At 69.4% G+C, this 24232-nt stretch carries 19 protein-coding genes and 1 tRNA gene; 12 read left to right on the top strand and 8 right to left on the bottom strand.

The window, feature by feature from the left end; genetic code table 11:
• Window positions 1-23: 23 nt before the first annotated feature.
• From ABZX75_RS14280 to ABZX75_RS14245, 8 genes are all read left to right on the top strand, one after another.
• On the top strand, window positions 24-2327 hold the full coding sequence (locus tag ABZX75_RS14280; protein ID WP_355410449.1) for an FdhF/YdeP family oxidoreductase: 2304 nt from the start codon (window positions 24-26) through the stop codon (window positions 2325-2327).
• A 54-nt stretch (window positions 2328-2381) separates the two neighbouring features.
• Entirely contained in the window at window positions 2382-2864 is a 483-nt protein-coding gene (locus tag ABZX75_RS14275; protein WP_355410448.1) for a hotdog fold thioesterase, read from the top strand.
• 222 nt (window positions 2865-3086) lie between these two features.
• Complete coding sequence (locus ABZX75_RS14270; RefSeq protein WP_355410447.1) at window positions 3087-3485, top strand: hypothetical protein; 399 nt, start codon at window positions 3087-3089, stop codon at window positions 3483-3485.
• Window positions 3486-4027: 542 nt separating this feature from the next.
• The gene (locus ABZX75_RS14265; RefSeq protein ID WP_355410446.1) at window positions 4028-5260 is read left to right on the top strand and encodes a branched-chain amino acid ABC transporter substrate-binding protein; all 1233 of its coding nucleotides are present in this window, start codon (window positions 4028-4030) and stop codon (window positions 5258-5260) included.
• 106 nt (window positions 5261-5366) lie between these two features.
• Entirely contained in the window at window positions 5367-6299 is a 933-nt protein-coding gene (locus ABZX75_RS14260; RefSeq protein ID WP_355410445.1) for a branched-chain amino acid ABC transporter permease, read from the top strand.
• Window positions 6300-6304: 5 nt separating this feature from the next.
• On the top strand, window positions 6305-8026 hold the full coding sequence (locus ABZX75_RS14255; RefSeq protein WP_355410444.1) for a branched-chain amino acid ABC transporter permease: 1722 nt from the start codon (window positions 6305-6307) through the stop codon (window positions 8024-8026).
• Between the two features lie 4 nt (window positions 8027-8030).
• Window positions 8031-8999 carry an ABC transporter ATP-binding protein gene (locus ABZX75_RS14250; RefSeq protein WP_355410443.1) on the top strand — a complete coding sequence of 323 codons (969 nt, stop codon included), beginning with the start codon at window positions 8031-8033 and terminating at the stop codon, window positions 8997-8999.
• Window positions 8996-9712 (top strand): ABC transporter ATP-binding protein, encoded by a 717-nt coding sequence (locus ABZX75_RS14245; protein WP_355410442.1) that lies wholly within the window; start codon window positions 8996-8998, stop codon window positions 9710-9712. The genes ABZX75_RS14250 and ABZX75_RS14245 overlap by 4 nt, the downstream gene beginning before the upstream one ends.
• A gap of 65 nt (window positions 9713-9777) precedes the next feature.
• Here ABZX75_RS14245 and ABZX75_RS14240 read toward each other — a convergent pair whose 3' ends face one another.
• The gene (locus ABZX75_RS14240; protein WP_355410441.1) at window positions 9778-10431 is read right to left on the bottom strand and encodes a response regulator; all 654 of its coding nucleotides are present in this window, start codon (window positions 10429-10431) and stop codon (window positions 9778-9780) included.
• 99 nt (window positions 10432-10530) lie between these two features.
• Between ABZX75_RS14240 and ABZX75_RS14235 the strand changes: the two genes are divergently transcribed.
• The 3 genes from ABZX75_RS14235 (at window position 10531) to ABZX75_RS14225 (ending at window position 11888) form a co-directional block, all read left to right on the top strand.
• Window positions 10531-10605, top strand: a tRNA-Leu gene (locus ABZX75_RS14235).
• A 110-nt stretch (window positions 10606-10715) separates the two neighbouring features.
• Window positions 10716-11474, top strand: coding sequence for a transcriptional regulator (locus tag ABZX75_RS14230; RefSeq protein ID WP_355410440.1), 759 nt, complete (start codon window positions 10716-10718; stop codon window positions 11472-11474).
• A gap of 75 nt (window positions 11475-11549) precedes the next feature.
• Window positions 11550-11888, top strand: coding sequence for a hypothetical protein (locus ABZX75_RS14225; protein ID WP_355410439.1), 339 nt, complete (start codon window positions 11550-11552; stop codon window positions 11886-11888).
• 203 nt (window positions 11889-12091) lie between these two features.
• Here ABZX75_RS14225 and pyk read toward each other — a convergent pair whose 3' ends face one another.
• The 3 genes from pyk to aroD form a co-directional block, all read right to left on the bottom strand.
• A complete protein-coding gene (pyk, locus tag ABZX75_RS14220) occupies window positions 12092-13519 on the bottom strand; it encodes a pyruvate kinase (protein WP_355410438.1) in 1428 nt (475 codons plus the stop codon).
• 147 nt (window positions 13520-13666) lie between these two features.
• Window positions 13667-14371: an SIMPL domain-containing protein gene (locus tag ABZX75_RS14215; protein WP_355410437.1), complete on the bottom strand. Its 705-nt coding sequence runs from the start codon at window positions 14369-14371 to the stop codon at window positions 13667-13669.
• A gap of 222 nt (window positions 14372-14593) precedes the next feature.
• Window positions 14594-15358 (bottom strand): type I 3-dehydroquinate dehydratase, encoded by a 765-nt coding sequence (aroD, locus tag ABZX75_RS14210; protein WP_355410436.1) that lies wholly within the window; start codon window positions 15356-15358, stop codon window positions 14594-14596.
• A 743-nt stretch (window positions 15359-16101) separates the two neighbouring features.
• Here aroD and ABZX75_RS14205 point away from each other — a divergent pair.
• Window positions 16102-17892, top strand: coding sequence for a 5'-nucleotidase C-terminal domain-containing protein (locus ABZX75_RS14205; RefSeq protein WP_355410435.1), 1791 nt, complete (start codon window positions 16102-16104; stop codon window positions 17890-17892).
• Window positions 17893-17978: 86 nt separating this feature from the next.
• Here the strand turns inward: ABZX75_RS14205 and ABZX75_RS14200 are convergent, their stop codons facing one another.
• From ABZX75_RS14200 to ABZX75_RS14185, 4 genes are all read right to left on the bottom strand, one after another.
• Entirely contained in the window at window positions 17979-19388 is a 1410-nt protein-coding gene (locus tag ABZX75_RS14200; protein ID WP_355410434.1) for a SidA/IucD/PvdA family monooxygenase, read from the bottom strand.
• Window positions 19385-20788, bottom strand: a complete 1404-nt coding sequence (locus tag ABZX75_RS14195; RefSeq protein ID WP_355410433.1) for an aminotransferase class V-fold PLP-dependent enzyme — start codon at window positions 20786-20788, stop codon at window positions 19385-19387. The genes ABZX75_RS14200 and ABZX75_RS14195 overlap by 4 nt, the downstream gene beginning before the upstream one ends.
• 532 nt (window positions 20789-21320) lie before the next feature.
• Window positions 21321-23837 carry an aminopeptidase N gene (gene pepN / locus ABZX75_RS14190; protein ID WP_355410432.1) on the bottom strand — a complete coding sequence of 839 codons (2517 nt, stop codon included), beginning with the start codon at window positions 23835-23837 and terminating at the stop codon, window positions 21321-21323.
• Between the two features lie 41 nt (window positions 23838-23878).
• Complete coding sequence (locus ABZX75_RS14185; protein ID WP_355410431.1) at window positions 23879-24190, bottom strand: chorismate mutase; 312 nt, start codon at window positions 24188-24190, stop codon at window positions 23879-23881.
• Window positions 24191-24232 lie beyond the last annotated feature (42 nt).

Here is a 24232-nt window from a genome sequence, read left to right as displayed (position 1 = left end):
CCGGAAGCTCGAAGGGGAGCGCCATGGCCGCCAAGCCGCCCGCAGGTGATCCGGTACAGGACGCGCCGCAGGTCGCGCCCCCGCAGCACGCGGCCGCCGGGCTGCCCGCCATCGGGCACACCCTGAAGGTCGCGCAGCAGCAGATGGGGCTGGCCCGTACCGCCCGCACACTGCTCAAGGTCAATCAGAAGGACGGCTTCGACTGCCCGGGCTGCGCCTGGCCCGAGGGAGACAAGCGGCACACCGCCGAGTTCTGCGAGAACGGCGCCAAGGCCGTCGCGGAGGAAGCCACCCTGCGCCGGGTGACCCCCGCGTTCTTCGCCGCCCACCCGCTCGCGGACCTGGCCGGCCGCTCCGGCTACTGGCTCGGCCAGCAGGGGCGCATCACCCAGCCCATGTATCTGGAAAGAGGGTTGCCCTCCGAGGGCGCCGAGCGGTACGAGCCGATCAGCTGGGAGCGGGCCTTCGCGATCATCGCGGAGGAGCTGACCGCGCTCGACTCCCCCGACGAGGCCCTCTTCTACACCTCGGGCCGCACGAGCAACGAGGCCGCGTTCCTCTTCCAGCTCTTCGCCCGCGAGTTCGGCACCAACAACCTCCCCGACTGCTCGAACATGTGCCACGAGTCCTCGGGCTCCGCACTGAACGAGACGATCGGCGTCGGCAAGGGCAGCGTCTCCCTCGAAGACCTCCACCAGGCCGACCTGATCATCGTCGCCGGACAGAACCCGGGCACCAACCACCCGCGCATGCTCTCGGCCCTGGAACAGGCCAAGTCCTCCGGCGCGAAGATCATCTCGGTGAATCCGCTGCCCGAGGCCGGCATGGAGCGGTTCAAGAACCCGCAGAGCCCCCTCGGCATGATCAAGGGCACCGCCCTGAACGACCTGTTCCTGCAGATCCGCATCGGCGGCGACCAGGCCCTCTTCCGCCTCCTCAACAAGCTCGTCATCGAGGCGGACGGAGCCACCGACCAGGCTTTCATCCGCGAACACACCCACGGCTACGAGGAGTTCGCGGCCGCCGCACGCGAGGCCGACTGGGACGAGACGCTCACCGCCACCGGCCTGACCCGGCCCGACATCGAGCGCGCCCTGGCCATGATCCTGGCCTCGAAGCGCACCATCGTCTGCTGGGCGATGGGCCTCACCCAGCACAAGCACGCCGTCGCCACCATCCGCGAAGTCGTCAACCTCCTCCTCCTGCGCGGCGACATCGGCCGCCCCGGCGCCGGCGTCTGCCCCGTCCGCGGCCACTCCAACGTCCAGGGCGACCGCACGATGGGGATCTTCGAGCGGCCCACAGCCGCCTTCCTCGACGCCCTCGACAAGGAATTCGGCATCACCTCGCCCCGGCACCACGGCTTCGACGTGGTCCGCTCCATCCAGGCCCTGCGCGACGGCCGGGCCAAGGTGCTCTTCGCCATGGGCGGCAACTTCGTCGGCGCCACTCCCGACACCGAGGTCACCGAGGCCGCGATCCGCCGCGCCTCCCTGACCGTGCACGTCTCGACCAAGCTCAACCGCTCCCACGCGGTCACCGGCCGGCGGGCCCTGATCCTGCCCACCCTCGGCCGTACCGACAAGGACGTCCAGGCCGCGGCTCCCGGCAAGAAGGGCACCGTGCGGTTCGTCACCGTCGAGGACTCCATGGGCATGGTCCACGCCTCCCGCGGCAACCTCGCCCCCGCCGGCCCCCACCTGCTCTCCGAGCCCGCGATCGTGGCCCGCATGGCACGCGCGGTCCTCGGCGAGGCCTCGAAGACGCCGTGGGAGGAGTTCGAGCGGGACTACGGGGCCATCCGCGACCGGATCTCCCGCGTGGTCCCCGGCTTCGAGGACTTCAACGCCCGCGCCGCCCGTCCCGGCGGCTTCACCCTGCCGCACGCCCCGCGCGACGAGCGCCGCTTCCCTACGAAGACCGGCAAGGCCAACTTCACCGCCGCGCCCGTGGAGTACCCCCGGGTCCCGGCGGGACGGCTGCTCCTGCAGACCCTGCGCAGCCACGACCAGTACAACACCACGATCTACGGCCTCGACGACCGCTACCGCGGAATCACCGGCGGCCGCCGCGTCGTCATGGTCAACCCCGAGGACGCGGCGGAGCTCGGGCTGGCCGACGGCGCGTACACGGACCTGGTCAGCGAGTGGAGGGACGGCGTGGAGCGGCGCGCGCCCGGCTTCCGCGTCGTGCACTACCCGACGGCCCGCGGCTGCGCCGCCGCCTACTACCCGGAGACCAATGTGCTGGTGCCGCTGGACTCCACCGCGGACACCAGCAACACCCCCGCGAGCAAGTCCGTCGTCGTGCGCTTCGAACCGGCCTGATAGAACGACCTCAGGACAAGATGGTTAACGAGCGTTGACGAACGGAGCCGGCCCATGGGCGAGCAGCAGACCGTGAAGTTCCCGCAGGAGGTACTCGACGAGTACGCGACCCTGGGCATCGACCTGCCCTCGCTGTTCTCGGCGGGCCACCTCGGCGAGCGCATGGACGTCCGCATCCTGGAGGCCTCGGCCGAGCGGGTCGTGGGCACCATGCCGGTCGAGGGCAACACCCAGCCGTACGGGCTGCTGCACGGCGGGGCCTCCGCCGTGCTGGCCGAGACCCTCGGCTCGGTCGGCGCGATGCTGCACGGCGGCATCACCAAGATCGCCGTCGGGGTGGACCTGAACTGCACCCACCACCGGGGCGCCCGCTCCGGCCTCGTCACCGGCGTCGCCACCCCGGTGCACCGCGGCCGCTCCACCGCCACCTACGAGGTCGTGATCACCGACGAGCAGGAGCGGCGGGTCTGCACCGCCCGGCTGACCTGCCTGCTGCGCGACGCCGGCCCGGAGGCTCAGGCCCCCGCCTCCGCCTGACCGCGCTCCTTCTTCCCGCTGCGCCCGGCAGACCCAGCAGACCCGCCGGGCCCGGACCCCGCCCACGCGGCGGGGTCCGGGCCTGCACCGCTTCCGGGCCCGGCACCATCCGGCTCCGCCCGGCCGGCCCGTCCCGCCGGGGAACCGACCGGAATCCGCCAGTCCGCACACTTTTCGCCGACATCTGTTGTGTCACCGATGGTGACCGCCTACCTTCCCCTCATGGGGACCCCCTCACGCACCGCGGCCCGGTGCGCCGCCCGCACCCTCCTCGCGGCGCTGGCCCTGTCCGGATGCTCCCGTTCCGCCCCACCGGCCACGGCGGACCCCACCCCCTCGCCCGCCTCTTCCTCGCCCGTACAGATCTGCACAAGTCTGGTGTCCTACTGGGCGAAAGAGACCCTCATGGGCACCAAGTGGTCCGGTCTCGACTGGGAGCAGAAGGGGTTGTCCAACGAGCAGTACGCGATCCACGATGACGCCGTCGCCGCCGGTCGCGCTGAAGAGCGAACAGCCGGGCGGGACAAGGCACTTGAGCTGATCGACCGGTTCTCGGCCCAGCGCTGCGCCGAACAGGCCGGCGCCACGGGGAGCTCCGCGAACCGGCACCCTCCGACATGACCTGGCTCACCGGAATCCCGCGCGCGCTGTCCGCGTACCGGTCAGGTCGGACGGTAGGAACGAATCGCAGGTCGCGACCCCTTTCACCCCCGGAGCGAGATCCATCCGGCCGAAGTGGATCACCGTCATCCATTACTCTGCGTAATGCCCACGCCCTACGCAATCCCCTTTTTCCATGGGGAAATGACACCCCGGGGATTCTTTCGGACACGCACCGCCACATTCGGCCGAATTTGATCTAAGACAGGTGCATGGAGGCCTCAAGCCCCTTAGAGGAGCTGCGGATTCTCACCATGCGGACATTCTCCGACGTCACTAAACGCCCGATTTGTCCATACTCCCACCGCACATTCTTGGCCTTGGCATAACAAGAGAGTCACATCATCCTTTCCCCGCTCCCCGCGCTCGCCACCTCGGGCCTAGAGTCACGGCCAGTCACCGCGCCGCCGGGCGCGACTCAGCACGGCCGTGTATCTCCCAGTGCGGCCCGGCGACCAAACGGCACCTCGCCAGAGGGGGCCGCGCCAGGGAAAGGAAGAATCGTGCGACACCGTTCTTTGCTCGTCCTCACCACCGTGATCACCACGGGAGCACTGACCCTCACCGCTTGCGGATCGCGCGACGGAGGCTCCACCGACAACGGCGGCGGCAAGAAGACCGTCGTGGTCATCGGCGTGGACGCCCCCCTCACCGGCTCGCTGTCGGCGCTCGGCCAGGGCATCAAGAACTCCGTGGACCTCGCGGCCAAGACGGCCAACAAGAACAACGAAGTCCCCGGCATCGAGTTCAAGGTCGAGGCCCTCGACGACCAGGCGGTCCCCGCCTCCGGCCAGGCCAACGCCACCAAGCTCGTCGGCAACAAGGACGTCCTCGGCGTCGTCGGCCCGCTGAACTCCGGCGTCGCCCAGCAGATGCAGGGCGTCTTCGCCTCCGCCAACCTGGCCCAGGTCTCCCCGGCCAACACCAACCCCTCGCTCAGCCAGGGCGACAACTGGGGCAAGGGCGAGTTCAAGCGCCCCTTCGCCACCTACTTCCGCACCGCCGCCACCGACGTCGTCCAGGGCAAGTTCGCCGCCCAGTACCTCTTCAACGACGCCGGCAAGAAGAAGGTCTTCGTCGTCGACGACAAGCAGACCTACGGCGCCGGCCTCGCCGCGATCTTCTCCGAGGAGTTCAAGAAGCTCGGCGGCGAGGTCGTCGGCACCGACCACGTCACCGTGAAGGAGACCGACTTCTCCTCCACCGCCGACAAGGTCAAGTCCTCCGGCGCCGACTCCGTCTACTTCGGCGGCCAGTACCCCGAGGGCGGCCTGCTCGCCGACCAGATCAAGAAGACCGGCGCCAAGATCCCCACCATGGGTGGCGACGGCATCCAGGACCCGGCCTTCATCAGCGCCTCCGGTGAAGAGAACGAGGGCGACCTGTCCACCTCGATCGGCTACCCGGTCGAGAAGCTGCCCACCGCCAAGAAGTTCATCGAGGACTACAAGGCCGCCGGCTACAAGGACCCGTACGCCGCCTACGGTGGCTACTCCTACGACGCCGGCTGGGCCGTCATCCAGGCCGTCAAGGCCGTCGTCGCCGCCAACGGCGACAAGCTCCCCGCCGACGCCCGCGCCAAGGTCGTCGAGGCACTCGGCAAGGTCTCCTTCGAAGGCGTCACCGGCAAGGTCGCCTTCGACCAGTACGGCGACACCACCAACAAGCAGCTCACGGTCTACAAGGTCGAGGGCGGCAAGTGGGTCGACGTCAAGAGCGACACCTTCAACGAGTAATCCCGTAGCACCCCGCACCACCCGCACCACCTGAATCCACCGCGCGAGGGCGCAAACAGCGCCCTCGCGCGGAGTCTTATCCGACACGCTCATCGGAGGCCCTGCGGTGCACGAACTGCCGCAACAGCTGGCCAACGGCCTAGCCCTCGGTGCCCTTTACGGCCTCATCGCCATCGGGTACACCATGGTCTACGGCATCGTCCAGCTCATCAACTTCGCCCACGGCGAGATATTCATGATCGGTGGCTTCGGCGCCCTCACCGCCTACACCGTTCTCCCGAGTGGGACCTCCCTACTGGTGGCGATACCCGTCATGATCGTCGGAGGCGCACTCGCCTCCGTCCTCGTCGCCACCGCAGCCGAACGCTTCGCCTACCGCCCCCTGCGCAGCGCCCCCCGGCTCGCCCCGCTCATCACCGCAATCGGCCTCTCGATCGCGCTCCAGCAGCTCGTCTGGCAGTTCTACCCGGACGCCAAGAAGGCCGTCAGCTTCCCCGAATTCAAGGGTGACGCCTACCAGATCGCCGGGAACCTCACCATCCAGCGCGCGGACGCCTTCGTCCTCGTCCTGGCCCCGCTCTGCATGCTCGCCCTCGGCGTCTTCGTCTCCAAGAGCCGCAGCGGCCGCGCCATGCAGGCCACCGCCCAGGACCGCGACACCGCGAAGCTGATGGGCATCAACACCGACCGCATCATCGTCATGGCCTTCGCCATCGGTGCCGCGTTCGCCGCCGTCGCCGCCGTCGCCTACGGCCTCGACAAGGGCCAGATCAACTTCGAAATGGGCTTCATCCTCGGGCTCAAGGCCTTCACCGCAGCCGTCCTCGGCGGCATCGGCAACATCTACGGCGCCATGGTCGGCGGCGTCGTCCTCGGCATCGCCGAAGCACTCTCGATCGCCTACATCGAAGAGATCCCCGGCATGCAGCAGCTCGGCGGTGGAGCCTGGTCCAACGTCTGGGCCTTCGTACTCCTCATCGTCGTCCTCCTCGTGCGGCCACAAGGCCTGCTCGGCGAGCGCGTCGCGGATCGGGCGTGAGAACCATGACCACCAACACCACCCCGCAGACCGCCCCCGCCAAGCAGGGCCCCCAGCCCACCGCCCTGCTCTACGCGGTCATCGGCGGCAGCCTCATCACCGTCGTCAGCGCGTTCCTCGCCTGGACGTGGACCGCCGAATTCCCCGGCGACCTCACCTACTACGGCAGCCCCGCCGGCCTCCAGTACCTCAGCCTCATCGGAGCCGTCCTCACCGCCCTCCACGCGCTCTCCGCGCTCGGCGTCAAGGGCCTGCGCTGGCTCACCCCCACCGGCGCCCGCAAAGCCGTCTGGATCCTGGCCCTCGGCAACATGGCCGCCACCTGGTTCACGGTCCTCGCCATCGCCGTCGAACTCGGCGGAGTCGTCCACCTCGAACCCGGCGCGTACGTCGCCCTCGTCGGCTCGCTCGTCCCGGCCCTCGCCGCGTACAAGCTCCCCGACGACACCCGCAAGGCGGCCCCCGCCAAGCGACTGCCGTCCTGGGCCGAGATCCTGATCATCGCCGCCGTCTTCGCGACCGGCCTCTACGTGATCACCTACGGCATCGACACCGACGACAAGGAGCCCCAGCTCTTCGTCGCCTACCTGATCACCGTCGGCTTCGCCGCCACCGCACTGCTCAAGTCCGGGCTCACCGAACGCATCTCGACGATCACCGCGAACAACCGCCAGGTCACCCTCCTCGGCACCCTGGCCGCGGCCATCGGCTTCCCGTTCATCCAGCAGAGCGGCGACACGTACACCCTCATCGCCGTCAACATCCTCATCTTCGCGACCGTCGCCCTCGGCCTCAACGTCGTCGTCGGCCTCGCGGGCCTCCTCGACCTCGGCTACGTCGCCTTCCTCGGCGTCGGCGCGTACACCGCCGCCCTGGTCTCCGGAGCCACCTCCTCCGCCTTCGGCGTCCAGTTCCCCTTCTGGGCCGCGGTCCTCACCGGCGCCCTCGCCTCGCTCGTCTTCGGCGTCGTCATCGGCGCCCCGACCCTGCGCCTGCGCGGCGACTACCTCGCCATCGTCACCCTCGGCTTCGGAGAAATCTTCCGCATCGCCATGGGCAACCTCGACGGCGTCTCCGGCCCGAAGGTCACCAACGGCCCCAACGGCATCCCGAACATCCCCCACCTGGACTTCTTCGGGTACAACTTCGGGGAATCGCACACCGTCCTCGGCGTCGAACTCGGCGCGTACGCCAACTACTACCTGCTGATGCTGGCCGTCATGGCCCTCGTCATCCTGGTCTTCGTACGCGCCACCAACAGCCGCATCGGCCGCGCCTGGGTCGCCATCCGCGAAGACGAGACCGCCGCCACCGCCATGGGCATCAACGGCTTCCGCGTCAAGCTCATCGCCTTCGCCCTCGGCGCCACCCTCGCCGGCCTCGCCGGCACCATCCAGGCCCACGTCAACACCACCGTGGTCCCCGAGAACTACGTCTTCGCCGGGCCCGTCCCGCCGAACTCCGCGTTCCTCCTCGCCGCCGTCATCCTCGGCGGCATGGGCACCGTCCGCGGCCCCATCCTCGGCGCCGCACTGCTCTTCCTGATCCCGGCCAAGCTGGCCTTCCTCCAGGACTACCAGCTCCTCGGCTTCGGCATCGCCCTCATCCTGCTCATGCGCTTCCGCCCCGAAGGCCTCATCGCCAACAAGCGCGCGAAGCTCGAGTACCACGACGACACCGCTGACCAGGCCCCCACGGACCTGGCCACCGCCAAGGCGGGGGCGTAAGGCCATGACGACGAACACCACCACCACCGACACCACCGCCGCACCCGTCGGCGAAACCGTTCTCGAAGCGAGCGGCGTCACCATGCGCTTCGGCGGCCTCACCGCCGTCCGCTCCGTCGACCTCAAGGTCAACGCAGGCGAGATCGTCGGCCTCATCGGCCCCAACGGCGCCGGCAAGACCACCTTCTTCAACTGCCTCACCGGGCTGTACGTACCCACCGAGGGCACCGTCAGCTACAAGGGCACCGTCCTGCCGCCCAAGCCCCACCTCGTCACCCAGGCAGGCATCGCCCGCACCTTCCAGAACATCCGGCTCTTCTCCAACATGACCGTCAAGGAGAACGTCCTCGTCGGACGCCACACCCGGACCAAGGAAGGCCTCTGGTCCGCGCTCCTGCGCGGCCCCGGCTTCAAGAAGGCCGAAGCCGCCTCCGAAGCCCGCGCCATGGAACTCCTCGAGTTCATCGGCCTCGCCCACAAGGCCGAACACCTCGCCCGCAACCTCCCGTACGGCGAACAGCGCAAGCTGGAAATCGCCCGCGCCCTCGCGAGCGACCCCGGCCTCCTGCTCCTCGACGAGCCCACCGCCGGCATGAACCCGCAGGAAACGCGTACTGCCGAAGAACTCATCTTCGCCATCCGCGACATGGGCATCGCCGTCCTCGTCATCGAGCACGACATGCGCTTCATCTTCAACCTCTGCGACCGCGTCGCCTGTCTCGTCCAGGGCGAAAAGCTCGTCGAAGGCACCGCCCCCGTCGTCCAGGGCGACGAACGCGTCATCGCCGCCTACCTCGGCACCCCCTTCGAAGGCGCCCCCGGCGCCGAAGAAGCCGCCGAGGTCGAGGCCGCGGAAGCCGCAGCCGAGGCCGAAGCCGAAGCAGCGGAAGAAGCAGCGGACGCAGAGGCAGAGGCAGAAACAGAGGAAGACAGCACCACCGGCACCACCAGCACGGAAGGAGAGACCAAGTGACCACACTGCTCGAGGTCGAAGACCTCAAGGTCGCCTACGGCAAGATCGAAGCCGTCAAGGGCATCTCCTTCAAGGTCGAAGAAGGCGAAATCGTCTGCCTCGTCGGCACCAACGGCGCCGGCAAGACCACCACCCTGCGCACCCTCTCCGGGCTCCTCAAGCCCAGCGGCGGCCGCATCCTCTTCGACGGCAAACCCCTCAGCAACGTCCCCGCCCACAAGATCGTCGCCCTGGGCCTCGCCCACTCCCCCGAGGGACGCCACATCTTCCCCCGGCTGACGATCGCCGAAAACCTCCAGCTCGGCGCGTTCCTGCGCACCGACAAGGACGGCATCGAGAAGGACATCCAGCGCGCCTACGACCTCTTCCCCATCCTGGGAGAGCGCCGCAAGCAGGCCGCCGGCACCCTCTCGGGCGGGGAGCAGCAGATGCTCGCCATGGGCCGCGCGCTCATGTCCCAGCCCAAGCTGCTCATGCTGGACGAGCCCTCCATGGGCCTCTCCCCGCTGATGATGCAGAAGATCATGGCCACCATCACCGAGCTCAAGGCCACCGGCACCACCATCCTGCTCGTCGAGCAGAACGCCCAGGCCGCGCTCTCGCTCGCCGACAAGGCGCACGTGATGGAGATCGGCAAGATCGTGCTCTCCGGCACCGGCCAGGACCTCCTGCACAACGAGGACGTCCGCAAGGCCTACCTCGGCGAGGACTGAGAAACGTGTGAGGCCCGCCTCCCCTCGGGGGGAGGCGGGCCTCACACATGTCCAAGAGCCCTGTGTCAGCCCTTGGCGGCGTTCTTCTTCTCCTCGGCGTCCTCGATGACCGCCTCGGCGACCTGCTGCATGGACATCCGCCGGTCCATGGAGGTCTTCTGGATCCAGCGGAACGCGGCCGGCTCACTGAGCCCGTACTGCGTCTGCAGAATGCTCTTGGCCCGGTCGACCAGCTTGCGCGTCTCCAGCCGCAGCGAGAGGTCGGCGACCTCCTTCTCCAGCGCCCGCAGCTCCGCGAAGCGCGACACCGCCATCTCGATGGCGGGCACGACGTCGCTCTTGCTGAACGGCTTCACGAGGTACGCCATCGCCCCGGCGTCCCGCGCCCGCTCGACCAGGTCGCGCTGCGAGAACGCGGTGAGCATGAGGACGGGGGCGAGGGACTCCTCCGCGATCTTCTCGGCTGCGGAGATCCCGTCCAGGACGGGCATCTTCACGTCGAGGATGACCAGGTCGGGCCGGTGCTCGCGCGCGAGCTCCACGGCCGTCTGCCCGTCCCCGGCCTCGCCGACGACGGAGTAGCCCTCCTCTTCGAGCATCTCCTTGAGGTCGAGACGGATGAGCGCCTCGTCCTCGGCGATGACGACACGCGTCGTCAGCGGCGGAACGTGCGACTGGTCGGCGTCGGGCGTGGGCGTCGACTCGTGCTCGGCGGTCACGGAGGGCTCCTCGATGCGGGGCGTTACTGCTCCCCCGAGCCTACCTAGCTGCGGTAAGGTGGACTCGCAGCGGGTCGGCGTAAACCTTCGATTCGCGGGGCCCCGGTAGCCCAATTGGCAGCAGGCGATGGATTCAAAACCCATTCAGTGTCGGTTCGAGTCCGACCCGGGGCACTTTTCCTTCTTTTCCAAGGTCACGCGAGGATGCGTGACCTTCACTCGTTCCAGCGGTACGCATCCGAAATGCACGACGTGCACGGAATGCGCGCGGCAACGTCGAGCGCATGTACGACATCGACACCCGCAAGCGCGCCGTCGGGCTACTGAGTGAGGGGCGAAGCCTGAACTCGGTCAGCGAGGAAACCGGGATATCCCGCTCCGCGATCCGCGCGTGGCAGTTCCGCATCGACCCGCTCCCGCGCCTCAACCAAGCGGCGCCATGCTCGCGTCCGACCGACCCGGCCGCATACTCCTACCTCCTCGGCCTCTACCTCGGTGACGGGTGCATCAGCCCCCACCCGCGAGGCGGCCACCACCTCCGCATCGCGTGCGCAGACGCCTATCCAGGCCTGATCGACCTGTGCCGCGCCGCGATCCTGGCCGTTCGCCCACACGACAAGGTCTACGTCTTGCAGCGACAGGGGTGTGTCGCCGTCACCAGCTATGGGAGGCACTGGACGTGCCTCTTCCCGCAGCACGGGCCCGGGAAGAAGCACGAGCGGCGCATCGTCCTCTACGGCTGGCAGCAGGAGATCGTCGACGCCCACCCGTGGGAGTTCCTCCGGGGGCTCATCCACTCCGACGGGTGCCGGATCACCAACTGGACGACCCGCATGGTCGGCGGGGAGCGGAAGCGGTACGAGTACCCCCGGTACTTCTTCACCAACAAGTCGGACGACATCCGTCGGCTCTGCACCGACACGCTCACCAAAGTCGGCGTCCAGTGGACGATCCTCGCGCGGGGCAGCGACCCGTTCAACGTGTCGATCGCGCGCAAGGCCTCCGTCGCGCTGATGGACATCCACATCGGGCCCAAGTACTAGTTCGGCCCCCTGGCGCCCGAGCCGGTGTCAGGTGAACCCTGCGCGGCTGGCTAGGGTTCTGGCGAGGAGGCGATCATGGGCATTGAGCTCGAACTGCATTCCGCCCGGCCGACGCGGTACAACTGGGAGACGTCCCGGACCACGCTGCTTCAGGGCTCGTACGGGCACGGCGAGGCGCTGGCGCAAGTGCTGGCCGCCTTCACGATGGATCGGCCCGGCCGGCTCGGTTGGGTGGACCCGTACGGCAACACGCTGTTCAACGGGCAGGAGGCGGAGGCGGCGCTCAGGGAGGTCGCCGGTCTGTTGGACCGGTGCACGGACGCCTCGCAGACGGCCGCCGTGGGTGACCTCGAGGCGCTGCTGCGGTCTTGCGCGGTGACGCCGGGCAGCTGCCTGTGGTTCATCGGGGAGTAGGTGCGGAGCGCTTCGGCGTGCGAGCGGATCATCGAGTTGGGGGTGACGGCGCGGGTGACCGCGTCGGGTGGGCACTTCCCGAGTTCGGGTGAGAGCCGCTTGGAGCTGCCCGACGCGGTGCGTCTCATACGTGAGGTGCTGCGGCTGTGACCAGGGGCCGGCGGGGGCCGGCCCGGTTCGGCCTCGTTCGGTTGCGGGGGGGGTTAGCGGACGGTGTCGCCGATGTGGTGGATGCGGACGAGGTTCGTCGATCCGGCGACGCCGGGGGGTGAGCCGGCTGTGATCACGACGACGTCGCCGGGGACGCAGCGGCCGATGCGCAGGAGCTCTTCGTCGACCTGGGCGACCATGGCGTCGGTGGAGTCCACGTGGGGGCCGAGGAAGGTTTCGACGCCCCAGGTGAGGTTGAGTTGGGAGCGGGTGGCGGGGTCGGGGGTGAAGGCGAGGAGGGGGATGGGTGAGCGGTAGCGGGAGAGCCGGCGGACGGTGTCTCCGCTCTGGGTGAAGGCGACCAGGAATTTGGCGCCGAGGAAGTCGCCCATTTCGGCAGCGGCGCGGGCTACGGCGCCGGCTTGGGTGCGGGGCTTGTTCCGCTCGGTGAGTGGGGGGAGGCCCTTGGCGAGGATGTCTTCTTCGGCGGCTTCGACGATGCGGGCCATGGTTCGGACCGTCTCGACGGGGTATTTGCCGACGCTGGTCTCGCCGGAGAGCATGACGGCGTCGGTGCCGTCGATGACGGCGTTGGCGACGTCGGAGGCTTCGGCGCGGGTGGGCCGGGAGTTGTCGATCATCGAGTCGAGCATCTGGGTCGCGACGATGACGGGCTTGGCGTTGCGCTTGGCGAGTTTGACGGCGCGCTTCTGGACGATCGGGACCTGTTCCAGGGGCATTTCGACGCCGAGGTCGCCGCGGGCGACCATGATGCCGTCGAAGGCGGCGACGATGTCGTCGATGTTCTCGACGGCCTGGGGCTTCTCGATCTTGGCGATGACGGGGAGGCGGCGGCCTTCTTCGGCCATGATGCGGTGGACGTCCTGGATGTCGCGGCCGCTGCGGACGAAGGAGAGGGCGATGACGTCGGCGCCGGTGCGCAGGGCCCAGCGGAGGTCTTCGATGTCCTTGTCGGAGAGGGCGGGGACGGAGACGGCCACGCCGGGGAGGTTGAGGCCCTTGTGGTCGGAGACCATGCCGCCTTCGATGACGAGGGTGCGGACGCGGGGGCCTTCGATGCCGATGACCTGGAGGGTGACGCGGCCGTCGTCGACGAGGATGCGTTCGCCGGTGGTGACGTCGGCGGCGAGTCCCTTGTAGGTGGTGCCGCAGGTGTGGCGGTCGCCTTCGAGGTCTTCGACGGTGATGGTGAATTCGTCGCCGCGTTCAAGGAGTACGGGTCCCTCGCGGAAGCGGCCGAGGCGGATCTTCGGGCCTTGAAGGTCGGCGAGGATGCCGACGCTGCGGCCGGTCTCGTCGGAGGCCTTGCGTACGCGCTGGTAACGCTCCTCGTGTTCGGCGTAGGTGCCGTGGCTGAGGTTGAAGCGGGCGATGTCCATTCCGGCTTCGACCAGGGCTTTGATCTGGTCGTATGAGTCGGTGGCGGGGCCCAGGGTACATACGATTTTTGCTCGGCGCATGGGACGAGCGTATGCCCCTACCAGGCAGTAGGAAATTGGTTCCGGGTGTCCACTCAACAACCTTTGTGCAAAAGGTTGTTGACAACTGTTGAATGTGCATGGGGGTGCTCTGATGAGCACCCCCGGGGGGTCGTTTGTCCTATCGGCTCAGAGCTGGGGAGGGGTCATGGTGAAGCGGGCGTTCACCTGGGCGTAGACGGTCTGACGCTGGGGTTCCAGGTCGAGTGGCGGGGCGCCGGCGTCCTCGGCGCCGCCGTAGGCCATGGAGCGCATCATGCCGCCGGGGGTGGCGGCGGCGAGGGTGACGGCGTTCTCGGCACCGAGGTCGGCGAGTTCGACGAGGGCGGCGAGGCGTGCGCCGAGGGCTTCGGCGTATTCGCGGGCGCGCTGGACGGCTTCGAGTACGGCTTGGCGGCGGGCTTGGCCGTGGGCGGGCGAGGTGGGTCGCAGGGCCCACCAGGGGCCGTCGACCTGGGTGAGGTCGAGGTCGGCGAGGCGGGTCGTGAGTTCGCCGAGGGTGGTGAAGTCGTTGAGTTCGGCGGTGATGTGCACGCGGCCGTGGTAGGCGCGGATGCGTTCGCCGCGTCCGTGGCGGGTGAGTTCGGGGGTGATGGAGAAGGAGCCGGTTTCGAGTTTCTCGACGGGGTCGCCGTAGCCCTTGATGAGGTCGAGGACGGTGTTGTTGCGTCGGGTGAGGTCTTCGAGTGCGGTGCGCCGGTCGGTGCCGCGGGCGCTGACGGTGATCCCGATGCGGGCGATCTCGGGATCGACTTCGATGCGGGCTTCGCCGCGGACTGCGACGCGGGGTACTTCGGGGGTTCCGTAGGGCTGGTGTGATGCGTCTTGGGTCATACGGCCAACTGTCGCACTGGTCCTGCCGGATCCGTGGTGCGACGGGAGGGCTGTCGTATGGCTTCGACGCTGAGTCCGACGGCGTCGAACCCGGCCGAGACCGCCGCGTGGATCCGTTTCTTCGAAGGCGGCCTGGCCGAGCGTCAGTGAGCTGATCGTCAGAGGGTGTGCGCGACAGATTCCATGGGAAACGCCTCGTCTCCTCGTGTGGAGATGTGGAGATCAAGCGGTCTCGGGGAGCTGCATTTCCAGCATCTTCCGCTCGTTGAACTTCGGGTAGAACTTGCGCAGCAGTGCGAAGGTCTCCGTGAAGTCGAGCTGGCCCGGGGCGGAGCTGCTGCCGATGAAGGAGTAGGTCACGCGCGAGCCCAGGGCGGGGAAGAAGACGCGGGAGACCGCGCCGGCCGCACCCATCGCGATGACGATGAGCTTCGTGTCGCCGTCCGCGTTGAGCAGCAGGGAAGCGAGCCTCTTCACGTCGCTTTCGGAGGTCACCATGGTGGACACCTTGACGATGTCGGCGCCGGCGGTCTTCGCCTCGTCGATGACGGCTTCGAGTTCCTTGGTGCTCGGCGTGTACTCGAAGTTGTGGTACGAGACGATCGCCACGGTGTCATGCTGCTTGGCCGCGGCGATCACGTCCGTGAGGACCGTCCGTGAGGACAGTTCAATGTCCACTGCCTCGACGTGGGGGGCCACTGCGCGGAACAGCTCAAGACGCTCCTCGTCCGTGCCGTTCCAATCGCCACCTTCCTGCGAGGAGCGCACCGTGGCGAGGACCGGCAGGGAATGGAAGATGCGGATCTGTTCCAGGACGTGGTCCACATCGGTCAGTGCGAACCTGTCGATGCGGAGTTCGGCGATGTCGATACCGGCTGCTTTCGCCTCGTTGGCAAGCCGCTCGCTGTCATTGTCGCGAAAGCTGACGGCCACGAGGGGAATTTCACTGTCGAGCAGCACCCGCATCATGTTCATTTCCTTGGTCACATCCTCTTTTGAAAACGCTCACGCCGTCAGCTTCACATACGACACTCGACCGGATCATACCGCATCAGCATGCCCGGGATTGGGTGGGGGCGAACTCCAATCCGCCTTCTTCAATGGCTTGTATTGCCGCGCCGACGGGTGCGGAGTTCGGCGCCGTCACCGCGCGCTCGATGACACTGCCACCGGCGACTTCAGCTCCTCCGATGCCGGTACCAGCTACGCCCGTAGGAGCGGTATTCGAGCGATGCGTCCGCCGGCTTTCCTGTGCGCGGGTCCCAGCAGGGAAAGGAGACGAGCGGGTGGGACCGGTCGATGACTCGCCGGGAGAAAAATTGCGCCACGAGGTCGCGAATGAATTCGGCCGTGCCGCTGACGTCGTCCGGGAATGTGAGGCCGGCTTCGGCGGTGCCGATGCCGTTCTGGACGACGCGCGCGAGTCGGTCCTCATAGCTCCAGGACTTGATGAATTCAAGTGGGGCCCGGCTTTTCGGTCTGCGGCAGCAGGAAGTAATAACGGTGAGGGCTGCCGCGACGACGACGGCCGGCGCCGGCTTGAGTCATTCCATTGCCGCTTCATCCTCACTCCCCCGAGCACCGGACATCGTTCGCGCAGTGGCCGGCGCACGGTCGGCGCCCGGCCCGGCCGCGGGTGGTCACCGGATCGAAACCTGGGAGGGGTGTTGTAGTCGGTTGACTCCGGGTCAGAATCTACGCGCGTTGTTAAGCCTCACAAGGGAGATGACATGCCGTTCGACCGTAGGACATTTCTGGGTACTTCGGCTGCCACGGGTGCCGCCGTGGCGCTGGCAGGAGCGGCCGCCGCGCCCGCCGTCGCGCAGCCGGGGCCGCGGCAGCGGACGTACTCCTTCACCGTGATGGGGACGACCGACCTGCACGGGAATGTCTTCAACTGGGACTACTTCACGGACAAGGAGTTCGACGACAAGGCGCACAACGACGTCGGTCTGGCGAAGATCTCCACCCTGGTGAATCAGGTGCGGGAGGAGAAGGGGCGGCGCAATACGCTGCTCATCGACGCGGGTGACACCATCCAGGGCACGCAGTTGTCGTACTACTACGCGAAGGTGGACCCGATCACCGCGCGGCAGGGCCCCGTGCACCCGATGGCGCAGGCGATGAACGCGATCGGGTACGACGCGGCGGCGCTGGGCAACCACGAGTTCAACTACGGCATTCCGGTGCTGCGGAAGTTCGAGGAGCAGTGCGACTTCCCGCTGCTGGGGGCGAACGCCCTGGATGCGAAGACGCTGCGGCCCGCGTTCCCGCCGTACAGCATGCACCGGCTGCGGACCCCGCACGGGCCGGACGTGAAGGTGGCGGTGCTGGGGCTGACGAACCCGGGGATCGCGATCTGGGACAAGGCCAACGTGCAGGGGAAGATGAGCTTCCCGGGGCTGGAGGAGCAGGCGGCGAAGTACGTGCCGCGGCTGCGTTCGCTGGGCGCCGATGTGGTGATCGTGTCGGCCCACTCGGGGTCGAGCGGCACTTCCTCGTACGGGGACCAGTTGCCGTACGTCGAGAACGCGGCCGGGCTGGTGGCGGAGCAGGTGCCGGGGATCGACGCGATTCTGGTGGGGCACGCGCACACGGAGATCCCGGAGTACCGGGTGACGAACAGGGCGACCGGCAAGGACGTCGTGCTGTCGGAGCCGCTGAAGTGGGGACAGCGGCTGACGCTGTTCGACTTCGAGCTGACCTGGGCGAAGGGCCGCTGGTCGGTGGCGAAGGTCTCGGCGAAGGTGCTGAACTCCAATACGGCCGCGGAGGACCCGAAGATCACCGGCTTGCTGTCGGACGAGCACCGCAAGGTCGTGGCGTATGTGAACCAGGTGATCGGCACCTCGACGCAGGCCATGTCCTCGGCGGAAGGCCCGGTCAAGGACGTGCCGATCATCGACCTGATCAACCATGTCCAGGCGGAGACGGTGAAGGCCGCGCTGGCGGGCACGGAGTGGTCCGCGCTGCCGGTGCTGTCGCAGGCCTCGTGCTTCTCGCGGACCGCGACGATCCCGGCCGGGCAGGTGACGCTGCGGGACGCGGCGGGCCTGTACCCGTTCGAGAACACGCTGGAGGCACGGCTGCTGACCGGCGCGCAGCTGAAGGACTACCTGGAGTACTCCGCGAAGTACTACGTGACCACCGCTCCCGGCGGTGCCGTGGACCCGGCGAAGCTCACGAACGCCGACAGCACGCCGGACTACAACTACGACGCCGTGTACGGGTTCACGTACGACATCGACATCGCGAAGCCGGCCGGTTCCCGGATCACGGGGCTGTCCTTCGAGGGCAAGCCGGTGGACCCGGCGGCGCGGTTCGTGCTCGCGGTGAACAACTACCGGGCCTCGGGCGGCGGGAACTTCCCGCACGTGCCGCAGGCCAAGCAGCTGTGGGCCGACTCGGACGAGATCCGCAACACGATCATCCAGTGGGTGAAGGCGAAGGGGAACATCGACCCGGCGCAGTTCGCCTCCGTGGACTGGCGGCTGACCCGGGCGGGCATACCGGTCTTCTGAGCGACCCGGTCTGCCAAGGGGTCCTGCCTTCCAAGGGGTCCGATCTTCCGGCGTCCCGTCCGGCGTCGTCCCCTGGAAAGCCGTGGCTACGGGTACTCGACCAGCGGGAGCAGTTCGCCTGCGGGCCGGGGGCGGGACTGCTCCCGCTGTTCGAGGCCGAAGGTGGTGAAGGCGGTGCGCAGCGGCTGGGGGTAGGGCTCCTTGCCGGTGAGGGTGTTCAGGATGGCGGCGCTGCGCCAGGCGGCGAGGCCGAGGTCGGGGGCTCCGACGCCGTGGGTGTGGCGTTCGCCGTTCTGGACGAAGACGCTGCCGGTGACGGTGGGGTCGAGGATCATCCGGTAGCGGTCGTCGATGCGGGGGCGGTCGGAGGAGTCCTTGCGCAGGTAGGGGTCGAGGCCGGCGAGGAGGTGGCCGAGGGGGCGTTCCCGGTAGCCGGTGGCGAGGACCACGGCGTCGGTGGTGAGGCGGGACCGGGCGCCTTGTTCGAGGTGTTCGAGGTGCAGTTCGACCTTGGTGGTGGCGACGCGGCCGGCGGTACGGACGCTCACGCCGGGCGTGAGGACGGCGTCGGGCCAGCCGCCGTGGAGGGTGCGGCGGTAGAGCTCCTCGTGGATGGCGGCGATGGTGGCGGCGTCGATGCCCTTGTGGAGCTGCCATTGGGCGGGGACGAGCTGGTCGCGGACGCGTTCGGGGAGGGAGTGGAAGTAGCGGGTGTAGTCGGGGGTGAAGTGTTCGAGGCCGAGCTTCGAGTACTCCATGGGGGCGAAGGAGGGGGTCCGGGCGAGCCAGGTGAGGTGTTCGCGGCCGGCGGGGCGGGCGCGGAGCAGGTCGAGGAAGACCTCGGCGCCGGACTGGCCCGATCCGATGACGGTGACGTGCTCGGCGCCGAGGATGCGCTCCCGGTTGTCGAGGTACTCGGAGGAGTGGATCACCGGGACGGTGGGGGCTTCGGCGAGGGGGCGCAGGGGTTCGGGGACGAAGGGTGCGGTGCCGATGCCGAGGGCGAGGTTGCGGGTGTAGGTGCGGCCGAGGGCTTCGGCTTCGCCGTCGGCGTCGAGCTGGGTGAAGTCGACTTCGAAGAGGTCGCGTTCGGGGTTCCAGCGGACGGCGTCGACCTGGTGGCCGAAGTGGAGGCCGGGGAGGCGGCCGGCGACCCAGCGGCAGTAGGCGTCGTATTCGGCGCGCTGGATGTGGAACTGCTCGGCGAAGTAGAAGGGGAAGAGCCGTTCCTTGTGCTTGAGGTAGCTGAGGAAGCTCCAGGGGCTGGCCGGGTCGGCGAGGGTGACCAGGTCGGCGAGGAAGGGGACTTGGAGGGTGGCTCCCTCGATGAGGAGTCCGGGGTGCCAGCGGAAGTCGCGGCGCTGGTCGTAGAAGGCGGTGGCGAGTTCTCCTGCTCCTTGCTGCGGCAGGCCGTGGGCGAGCGCCGCGAGGGACAGGTTGAAGGGGCCGATGCCGATTCCGACGAGGTCGTGGGGTGCATCGAGCTGGGCGGTCATCGGTGGGTCCTGCCTTCCAGGAGGGTGACGAGGGTGTCCAGGTCCCGCGCCGCGGTGTGGGGGTTGAGCAGGGTGGCTTTGAGCCAGAGGCGGCCGTCGGCGTGGGTGCGGCCGAGGACGGCGCGGCCGTCGTGCAGGAGGGTGCGGCGCAGGGCTGCGAGCTGGGTGTCGTCGGCGTGGGTGGGCCGGAAGAGGACGGTGCTGATGGTGGGCGCCGAGTGGAGTTCGAAGCCGGGGTGGGCGTCGAGGATCCGGGCGAGGTGGTGGGCGAGTTCGCAGGTGCGGTCGATGAGCCGGACGAGGCCGTCCCGGCCCAGTGAGCGCAGGGTGGTGGCGATCTTGAGGGCGTCGGGGCGGCGGGTGGTGCGCAGGGAGCGGCCGAGGAGGTCGGGCAGGCCGGCTTCGGTGTCGTCGGTGGCGTTGAGGTAGTCGGCCTGGTGGGCGAGGGGGGCCAGCAGGGCGGTGTCGGGGACGGCGAGGAGTCCGGCGGCGACGGGCTGCCAGCCGAGTTTGTGCAGGTCGATGGTGAGGGAGTGGGCGCGGCCGAGTCCGGCGAGTTTGCCGCGGTGGCGGGGGCTGAGGGCGAGCAGGCCCCCGTACGCGGCGTCGATGTGGAGGTCGGCGCCGTACCGGTCGCAGACGTCGGCGATGCGGTCAAGGGGGTCGATGAGTCCGGCGTCGGTGGTTCCGGCGGTGGCGGTGACGAGTACGGGGCCGCGGCTCGTGGCGGCGGCCAGGGCGTCGGCCAGGGTGCCGGGGTCGAGCACTCCGGTGGGGGTGGGGAGCACGACGGCCGGGGGCAGGCCGAGGAGCCAGGCGGAACGGGGGACGGAGTGGTGGGCGTTGGCGCCGTGCAGGACGGCCAGGCGGGGGCCGTGGCGTTCACGGGCGAGGAGGAGGGCCAGTTGGTTGGCTTCGGTGCCGCCGGTGGTGACGAGGGCGTCCGCGTGGGGGGTGCCGTAGAACTCGGCGGCGAGGGTGCGGGTGAGGAGGGCCTCGATGGCGGACGCGGCGGGGGCCTGGTCCCAGGAGTCGAGGGACGGGTTGAGGGCGCTGGCGGCGAGGTCGGCGGCGGCCGCGACGGCGAGCGGCGGGCAGTGCAGGTGGGCTGCGCAGAGGGGGTCGGCGGGATCGGCGGCGCCGGCGGCGAGGGTGTGCACGAGGGTCCGCAGCGCCTCGTGATCGCCGGTTCCGTGATCGGGCAGTACGTCGCCCAGTGCGGCCTGGACGCGGGCCGCGAGCGCGTCGGGGCCGCCGGGCGGAAGCGGCCCGCCGCGCTCCTCGGCTCCGGAGCGCAGGGCGTCGAGGACGGTGTCGAGCAGCGGGCGCAGGGCGTCGGCGCCCGCGCGGCCGCCGGCGAGCGGGGGCAGCGGGGGCGGTGTGCCGGGCGGCGCTGTCATGCGGGGTCCTCCGGAGGCTGGGCGGTGGGGGCCTGCGGTGCCGTGCGGTACGGGCGGCGGGGCGGGCGCACCCGGCCGGTACAACGATCAGACCCGAATGGGGTAACCGCCGGGGTTTGTCCGGATCAACGTTCCTGCGGGGACGCCTGCCGGCGAGGGGCGGCGGGGCGGAGGCCCGGCGCGGTTCTGCTCCAGCGGCGCGGCCCTGGTCGGCGAAGGAGGCGCGGGGCGGGGGGCGCAGGCCCCGGCGCGGCCCCCACGCAGCACCCGGCCCCGCGGGCGGTGCGGCGCAGGCGCAGTGCGGCCCACACACACCACCCGGCCCCTGTCGGCGAGCAAGGCGCCGGGCGGGAGACGCAGGCGCAGGCGCAGCCCCCACGCAACACCCGGATCCCGCTGGGCGAGGAGGGCCCGGGCGGCGATGGAAGCGCGGGGCGGGGGCGCAGCGCCGGGCGGGGGCGCAGGCCCCCGCGGCCAGAAACCGGCCGCCGGACGATCCGGCGCCGCCGCACCGCCCGGGGCCGGGGGCGGGTCAGGCGGTGCGGATGCGCAGGGCGCGGGAGAGGTCGTCCAGTTGGTCGACGAGCTTGCGGCGCAGGAGCGGGAGGATGTCCGGATCGGCGAGGCAGGCGTGGCCGGCCTGGAGGTTGGCCTCGTCGACGGCGTAGGCCGGGAAGGCCCAGCGGCCCGCCGCCTCGGCGATGGCCGGGCCGCGGCGGGCGCCGAGGGCGACGGCCTCCGGGTAGAACCGCGGCACGTACTCCCGTACGAGATCGGCTTGTTCGGGCTTCCAGAAGCCCTGCGCGGTGGCGCTGAACAGGTAGTTGGACAGGCTGTCGTCGTGGAAGAGGCGGTTCCATGCGGCGGCCTTGGCCTCGGCCGAGGGGAGCGCGGCGCGGCAGCGGGCCGCGCCTTCCTCCCCGGTGGCGCTGGGGTCGGCGGCGAGGGCGGCGTCGATCTCGCCCTCTCCGACCGCGCCGAGGACGGCGAGCCGGGCGAGGATGCGCCAGCGCAGTTCGGGGTCGAGTTCGGGGCCGCGGGGCACGGTGTCGTCGGCGAGCCAGGTGGTGAGGGGGTCGGGCCGGGTGGCGCTGTCGATGAGGGCGCGTACGGCGGCCAGCCGCAGTCCGGGTTCCGAGCCGTCCTGGGTGCGCCGCAGCAGGTCTCGGGCGATCGCGGTGATGGTGGTGAGCGCCTCGGTCCGCTCCGAGGGGGCGGCGTAGCGGTCGGCGATCTGGGTCCGGGCGAAGGCGAGGACGCCTTGGACGATGGCCAGGTCGGGTTCCTCGGGCAGGTGCGCTTCGGCGGTGGCCAGGTAGTCGCGGGGGTGCAGTTCGCCGTCGCGGACCATGTCGCGCAGGGAGTTCCAGACGACGGCGCGGGTGAGCGGTTCGGGGATGCGGGAGAGGCCGCGCAGGGCGGTTTCGACGGAGGTCGCGTCGAGCCGGACCTTGGCGTAGGTGAGGTCGCCGTCGTTGAGGACGAGGAGCGCGGGGCGCGGGCCGTTCACGGAGACCACTTCGTCGGACGGGACGTCGAGGTGGAGCAGTTCGTGCTGTTCCAGGGCGCCGTCGGCGGTGGGGTCGCGGTGGTAGACGCCGACCGCGATGTGGTGGGGGCGGCTGCCCCGGCGCTCGACGGTGAGGGTCCAGCCGGCGGCGCCGTCGGTGCTCTCCTCGATCTTCGGGGTGAGGGTGTCGATGCCGGTGGTGCGCAGCCAGATGTCGGCCCAGGCGTGGACGTCGCGTTCGGTGTGGGCGGCGAGGGAGTCCACGAAGTCGGCGAGGGAGGCGTTGGCGAACTTGTGGCGGGCGAAGTGGGTGTTGATGCCGGCCAGGAAGTCCTTCTCGCCGAGCCAGGCGACGAGCTGGCGCAGGGCGGAGGCGCCCTTGGCGTAGGAGATGCCGTCGAAGTTGAGGAGGGCGGAGGCGGTGTCGGGGACGTCGTCGGGGTCGGGGGCGACGGGGTGGGTGGAGGGGCGCTGGTCGGCGTCGTAGCCCCAGGCCTTGCGTTCGACGCCGAAGTCGGTCCAGGTGCCGGTGAAGCGGGTGGCTTCGGTGAGGGTCTGGTAGCCCATGTACTCGGCGAAGGACTCGTTCAGCCAGATGTCGTCGAACCAGCGCAGGGTGACGAGGTCGCCGAACCACATGTGGGCCATCTCGTGCGCGATGACCATGGCGCGGCGCTGTCGCTCGGTGTCGGTGACGGCGGACCGGTAGATGAACTCGTCGCGGAAGGTGACCAGGCCGGGGTTCTCCATGGCGCCCGCGTTGAACTCGGGGACGAAGGCCTGGTCGTAGGAGTCGAAGGGGTAGGGCTCGGTGAACTTCTCGTGGTAGCGGTCGAAGCAGTCCGTGGTGACGGACAGGATCTCCTGGGCGTCGGCGTCGAGGTGGGGGGCGAGGGACTGCCGGCAGTGGATGCCGAAGGGCAGTCCGGCGTGCTCGGTGCGCACGCTGTGCCAGGGGCCGGCGGCGACGGCGGCGAGGTACGTGGAGATGACCGGTGTCGGGGCGGACTGCCAGATGCCGGCGCCGTTCGCGTCCCGGTCGCCGGTGCGCGCGGTGATGCCGTTGGCGAGTACGGTCCAGTGCGCGGGGGCGGTGACGGTGAACTCGAAGACGGCCTTCAGGTCGGGCTGGTCGAAGGCCGGGAAGACGCGCTGGACGTCGTCCATGAACATCTGGGAGTAGACGTACGTCTCCCCGTCCGCGGGATCGGTGAAGCGGTGCAGGCCTTCGCCGGTGCGGGAGTAGCGCATGAGGGTGTCGATGCGCAGCTCGTGGAGGCCTTCGGCGAGGCCGGCGAGGTGGAGGCGGTTGTCCTGGAACGCGGACGACGGGACCGGGTCGCCGTCCAGGAGTGCCGAGTTCAGGTGTTCCGGCTTCAGCTCGACGAAGGTGTCGCCCGCGGTGCGTGCGGTGAAGCGGATGACCACGAAGGAGTGGAAGGTCTCGTCGCCGCGTGTGAGGTCGAGGCTGACGGCGTAGTGGTGGACGTCGAGGAGCTGGGCTCGGGTCTGCGCTTCGTTGCGCGTCAATGCGGACATGGGGCCCATGCTGCCGCACGGGGCAGCCGGACCCCCGGTTTCTACTCTTCGCCCGCAGCGATCGTCTCGTGGTGGCGGATGACCTCGGCGATGATGAAGTTGAGGAGCTTCTCGGCGAAGGCCGGGTCGAGCTTGGCGTTCTCGGCGAGCTGGCGCAGCCGGGCGATCTGGCTGGCCTCGCGGCTGGGGTCGGCCGGGGGGAGCTGGTGCTTGGCCTTGAGGTGGCCGACCTGCTGGGTGCACTTGAAGCGCTCGGCGAGCATGTGGACGACGGCCGCGTCGATGTTGTCGATGCTGTCCCGCAGGCGGGCGAGTTCGGCGGTGACGTTCTCGTCGACGTCGCTGGTGTTCATGGTTCCCGAGAATACGTGGCGCGGACGAGTGGTTCCCCGGCC

Source organism: Streptomyces sp. NPDC003038 (genome assembly GCF_040611115.1).
In the GTDB taxonomy this organism is placed as follows: Bacteria; Actinomycetota; Actinomycetes; order Streptomycetales; family Streptomycetaceae; genus Streptomyces.
This window is presented reverse-complemented; position numbering and strand designations above follow the sequence as displayed.

What these genes read in the sequence shown, in the direction of transcription:
- ABZX75_RS14185 (WP_355410431.1), bottom strand. Translation starts at nt 24,190, where the DNA reads ATGAACACCAGCGACGTCGACGAGAACGTCACCGCCGAACTCGCCCGC.
- ABZX75_RS14200 (WP_355410434.1), bottom strand. Translation starts at nt 19,388, where the DNA reads ATGACCGCCCAGCTCGATGCACCCCACGACCTCGTCGGAATCGGCATC.
- ABZX75_RS14270 (WP_355410447.1), top strand. Translation starts at nt 3,087, where the DNA reads ATGGGGACCCCCTCACGCACCGCGGCCCGGTGCGCCGCCCGCACCCTC.
- ABZX75_RS14255 (WP_355410444.1), top strand. Translation starts at nt 6,305, where the DNA reads ATGACCACCAACACCACCCCGCAGACCGCCCCCGCCAAGCAGGGCCCC.
- ABZX75_RS14225 (WP_355410439.1), top strand. Translation starts at nt 11,550, where the DNA reads ATGGGCATTGAGCTCGAACTGCATTCCGCCCGGCCGACGCGGTACAAC.
- ABZX75_RS14230 (WP_355410440.1), top strand. Translation starts at nt 10,716, where the DNA reads ATGTACGACATCGACACCCGCAAGCGCGCCGTCGGGCTACTGAGTGAG.
- ABZX75_RS14280 (WP_355410449.1), top strand. Translation starts at nt 24, where the DNA reads ATGGCCGCCAAGCCGCCCGCAGGTGATCCGGTACAGGACGCGCCGCAG.
- pepN (WP_355410432.1), bottom strand. Translation starts at nt 23,837, where the DNA reads ATGTCCGCATTGACGCGCAACGAAGCGCAGACCCGAGCCCAGCTCCTC.
- ABZX75_RS14275 (WP_355410448.1), top strand. Translation starts at nt 2,382, where the DNA reads ATGGGCGAGCAGCAGACCGTGAAGTTCCCGCAGGAGGTACTCGACGAG.
- ABZX75_RS14215 (WP_355410437.1), bottom strand. Translation starts at nt 14,371, where the DNA reads ATGACCCAAGACGCATCACACCAGCCCTACGGAACCCCCGAAGTACCC.
- ABZX75_RS14250 (WP_355410443.1), top strand. Translation starts at nt 8,031, where the DNA reads ATGACGACGAACACCACCACCACCGACACCACCGCCGCACCCGTCGGC.
- pyk (WP_355410438.1), bottom strand. Translation starts at nt 13,519, where the DNA reads ATGCGCCGAGCAAAAATCGTATGTACCCTGGGCCCCGCCACCGACTCA.
- ABZX75_RS14195 (WP_355410433.1), bottom strand. Translation starts at nt 20,788, where the DNA reads ATGACAGCGCCGCCCGGCACACCGCCCCCGCTGCCCCCGCTCGCCGGC.
- ABZX75_RS14205 (WP_355410435.1), top strand. Translation starts at nt 16,102, where the DNA reads ATGCCGTTCGACCGTAGGACATTTCTGGGTACTTCGGCTGCCACGGGT.